A 4,343-nucleotide genomic window follows, 5' to 3' on the forward strand; every position below is an offset into this window, starting at 1 on the left:
CGTGGAAAGTGTAGTTGCTTATGATCTTACAGAAGAAATACTTGAAGCAGCTAAATCATTTGTAGAATCAAACGGAAATGTAAATGTTCATTTCGTTCAAGGTGATGCAGAGAACTTACCGTTTGATGACTCTGAATTTGATGTTATTACATGTCGCATTGCTGCCCATCACTTTCCTAATTTATTATCCTTTATTAAAGAAAGCTATCGAGTCTTGAAGAAGAATGGAAAGTTTTTATTGATTGATAATATCGCTCCAGAGAAGGAAGAGTTTGATAAATTCTATAATAAAGTTGAGCAAGATAGGGACTACAGTCATCATAGGGCTTGGAAGAAGTCTGAGTGGTTGAGAATGCTAGAAGAAACAGGTTATGAGATTGATGAAACTTACCGATTTTTAAAAACCTTTACATTTGAAGATTGGGCCAATCGCATGAACCTCTCAAACGATAAAAAACGAGAATTATCTGATTACATGTGTGAGAAGCCGGAAGAGTATCATAATAAATTCCGAATAAAAGTAGTAAATGGTCAAGTCCACTCCTTTGTAGGAGAATCGATTCTTCTTAAAGCTGTGAAGCACTTTGAGCAGTAGTTACATATAAAAGACGTCCTATTTTGAACTGGACGTCTTTTTGTTAGTAGCATGGCTTGCTCAGAAAGAGTTGAACTCAAATATTATGAATTTAGTTCTATGTTACTCGTTAGTTAACCTCGATTCCCAACGGTTTCTTTAACTCGATCGCTTTGTTTTCCGGAGCTGAAGGGCTTTGGAATATGTGGGCGATCGACACTAAATGGGATGGCTGGTGCTACGCTAGGTTGGCCTAACTGAGCCCACATACGTTCCTTGCTACCGTCGAATGTTCCAGTTGATACAGATCCCATCTTCACGCCATTGATTTCAGCATCAGAATCAATCCAATACGTGCTATCATCATAAGCTGGATCCTGATCCTCTGAAATTTTAACTAAACGTTGTATATTGATTTTGCCATATTGGTTATCTAGTAGATTCTGTGCACGATCCAAGCGATTATGAGTAGAAAGATACCAACTCCATCTTTCATTTGATGGATCCGATTCAAGAGTATCAAACTGCTCCATGCCAGGAAGGACATAATGATTTGTATGAGCCATTGCCTCGTCTACTACCCAATGAACGGCTGAATGATTAGCAGTTGTTTCAACCCAAGCAGCTTCTTTACGATCAGCCACTGCATAGACAGAACCAGATGYACGCTGAAGGTTCTCGATGTAATCAACCCCATCTTTGGCATCAGAAGCCTCTTCTAAAGCGAGACGAATCACAACTAAATTTCCATAGCCGCTGCCAGTGTCCCATGTTGATAAAACATTGTTCCCAACAGATACACCATTCTCGTTGATACCCATGGCAATACCAGTTGAGCCAGCGCTCGTAATCCCAATATACGTATAACCATTGTCAGGCTCTACTTGAACGACGACCTGTTTAGAGCCTCTATTTGCATCACGAGTTTTATGATAATACGCATTTCCACTTTGTGTAGCAGCACCAGTTGCTAACATAGTTGTGCACCCATCTCCCATAACCTCTTCTTCTAATGCATTAAAAGCTAGTAAATCTTCATATCGAACGTTAGCGTATGTAGCCATTGCTTGTAATTGTTCAAGAAGCTCAGGGTTTTCCACTGCTAAAAAGTCTTCATAGTCGCTAGCAGCATTAATAAGGTCTTCTTCTGTTAAATTGGCTAGAGGGGCAAGTGTTTGAAAGAGACTAATATTTTGCTTGATTTGTTCTTTAGCCTGCTGYCCATACTGCTCGCCGATTTCTTTAGGACTACCTTTTAGCGTAATGTTTGCATCATTACCCTCGGCTTTAGTTTCAAAAGAACCAAAGGGTCCAAATGATAGAATTACAATTAGTGAAAATAGTAGAAACTTAATTCTCATTCTCCTCATCATCTCCTATAGTTTTATGATAAAACCACTGCTCAAAAAGCACCTCCTTCTACTTGGACTAAATAACTACTTTCTGTGCTTACCGTCATGTCTACTTTAATGGTAACGATAATAGAAGACGATTTTAACCCGCTAAACGTCTGATTTTTCTGATTTTTATCATGGGTGATTAATACCATATAATGTTAAAAAATCTAACGACTGGTAGGGTTAATGACTTATAGAAAAGAACGTAATCTAACGTGAGAGAGTGGTACTTAGTTACTTTTTATTTTCAGCTTGTAGTGCTGGAATGGTAAAATCTATTGAGGGAGTTAAAGAAGCTCTGACCTGCTTGTATGCAAGCTATTATGTGCATTCAGTCTATTAGGAATTCCTCTACTAATGTGTTAAAATAGTCTTACGGGGTATACGTATGAGGAGGATGGTTATGGAACCTAAGAAAACAGTCCAACCTAATAAGCAACAAATATTAAACAGACTAAAACGTATTGAAGGCCAGGTGAGAGGCATTCATAATATGATTGAAAATGATCGATATTGTGTGGATGTTCTGACACAGATATCAGCTATTCAAGCTGCTATTAATAAGGTCTCCTTAGGGCTTGTAGAGGATCATACTCGTCATTGCGTGGCAGGTGCTATTAAAAATAATAATGGCGAAGAGGCCATTGATGAGTTAATGGATGTTATGAAAAAGATGCTTTAATGAATCACTTAATTAAATCAAACCGAACTGGGAAGAGTACTATTATCAGTTAGCTGAAGAAACTTATTTATTTTTTATACCTTGAATACTATACCCATGTATAGTATATTGATGTTGAGTTTACTTATATCATTACTGGAGGTTATAAATATGACACAAGAAACACTAACAGTTAAAGGAATGTCTTGCGGGCATTGTGTAAGTTCAGTTGAAGGAAGTGTAGGCGAATTGACTGGGGTAAGCTCTGTCCAGGTTGCTTTGGATAAAGGTCAGGTTAAAATCTCTTATAATGACAATGAAGTGAACCTTGATAAGATTAAAGAAGTCATTGAAGATCAAGGGTATGACGTAGTATAAATAGCGAATTGAGAGGATAATCGTGCTTACTAGTGGAGCACGATTATTTTCTCAAAAAAATATACCTACACGGGGTATAAAGGTTAGGTGGGATTTACGTTGGAACAAAAAGAAGTTTCGTTAAATATAGCGGGTATGACCTGTGCGGCCTGTGCCAATAAAGTGGAAAAAGGATTATCGAGAATGGAGGGGGTAGAAGAAGCGAACGTCAACTTCGCTCTTGAAAGAACAACGATCAAGTATGATCCTTCTGTAGTGGATACAAAAGAATTCGAAGCTAAAATAGAAAAGCTAGGGTATCAAGTGATTCATGCCAAGACAGAATTTGATATTTCCGGCATGACCTGCGCTGCTTGTGCCAACCGCATTGAGAAAAGAATGAATAAACTTGAGGGTGTCTCATCGGCCAACGTCAACTTTGCGTTAGAGACTCTATCGGTGGAATATGATGAACGTGTCGTAAAACCAAATGAAATGAGTGACGTTATTAAAAAGTTAGGCTTCAGTTTAATTCCTAAGCAGGAAACGAGAGAAACGGTTGACCATAAAGAAAAAGAAATAGATAGACAATATGGGAAATTTATTTTTTCGGCGATCCTAACCCYACCATTGCTATGGACGATGGTAACTCATTTTGAGCTGACTGGTTTTTTATATATGCCAGGCATGTTCATGAATCCATGGGTGCAATTAGCGCTGGCCACACCTGTTCAATTTATCGTAGGAGCTCAGTTCTATAAAGGGGCTTACCAGGCTCTCAATAACAAGAGTGCCAATATGGATGTATTAGTAGCTCTTGGTACGAGTGCAGCTTATTTTTACAGCATTTATTTAGGGTGGGAATGGATGATAGCAGGCAGTCRAGGAATGCCTGAACTCTATTTTGAGGCTGCTGCGGTTATCATTACTTTGATTGTGTTAGGGAAGTTGTTTGAAGTACGTGCAAAAGGTAGAACAAGCCAAGCGATTCAAAAACTACTTGGTTTGCAAGCAAAAACAGCTCGAATTATTCGAGACGGAGAAGAAGTAGAACTTCCTGTTGAAGAAGTGATGGCAGGAGATACAGTCGTGATCAAACCAGGAGAAAAAGTCCCAGTTGATGGTGAGATTTTAGAGGGGCGTTCTGCAATAGATGAATCTATGATTACGGGTGAAAGTATTCCAGTGGATAAGAGTATTGGCGACCCGGTAATTGGAGCTACAATCAATAAAAATGGCTCCATTAAAGTAAAAGCAACTAAAGTAGGAAAAGATACAGCTCTTTCTCAAATTGTTAAAGTAGTTGAAGAGGCTCAAGGATCAAAAGCTGATATTCAACGTATGGTAGACAAAG

At 38.6% G+C, this 4,343-nt stretch carries 5 protein-coding genes; 4 read left to right on the forward strand and 1 reads right to left on the reverse strand.

The window, feature by feature from the left end:
• Positions 1 to 595, forward strand: a 595-nt coding sequence (locus AB685_RS27100) for a methyltransferase domain-containing protein (RefSeq protein WP_047973705.1), incomplete at its 5' end; no start/stop codon positions are given.
• A 113-nt stretch (positions 596 to 708) separates the two neighbouring features.
• On the opposite strand, the gene AB685_RS27105 is transcribed toward AB685_RS27100, so the two are convergent.
• Positions 709 to 1,935 carry a C45 family peptidase gene (locus AB685_RS27105; RefSeq protein WP_047973706.1) on the reverse strand — a complete coding sequence of 409 codons (1,227 nt, stop codon included), beginning with the start codon at positions 1,933 to 1,935 and terminating at the stop codon, positions 709 to 711.
• A gap of 439 nt (positions 1,936 to 2,374) precedes the next feature.
• On the opposite strand from AB685_RS27105, the gene AB685_RS27110 reads away from it, so the two are divergent.
• The 3 genes from AB685_RS27110 to AB685_RS27120 form a co-directional block, all read left to right on the forward strand.
• Complete coding sequence (locus AB685_RS27110) at positions 2,375 to 2,653, forward strand: metal-sensitive transcriptional regulator (RefSeq protein ID WP_047973707.1); 279 nt, start codon at positions 2,375 to 2,377, stop codon at positions 2,651 to 2,653.
• A gap of 150 nt (positions 2,654 to 2,803) precedes the next feature.
• Complete coding sequence (gene copZ / locus AB685_RS27115) at positions 2,804 to 3,010, forward strand: copper chaperone CopZ (RefSeq protein ID WP_047973708.1); 207 nt, start codon at positions 2,804 to 2,806, stop codon at positions 3,008 to 3,010.
• A 135-nt stretch (positions 3,011 to 3,145) separates the two neighbouring features.
• Positions 3,146 to 4,343: heavy metal translocating P-type ATPase (locus AB685_RS27120; RefSeq protein ID WP_047973709.1), on the forward strand; the 1,198-nt coding region annotated here is incomplete at its 3' end.

The sequence above is a fragment of the Bacillus sp. LL01 genome (genome assembly GCF_001037965.1).

Coding starts and splice junctions, on each gene's coding strand:
- AB685_RS27110 (WP_047973707.1), top strand. CDS start 2,375: ATGGAACCTAAGAAAACAGTCCAACCTAATAAGCAACAAATATTAAAC.
- copZ (WP_047973708.1), top strand. CDS start 2,804: ATGACACAAGAAACACTAACAGTTAAAGGAATGTCTTGCGGGCATTGT.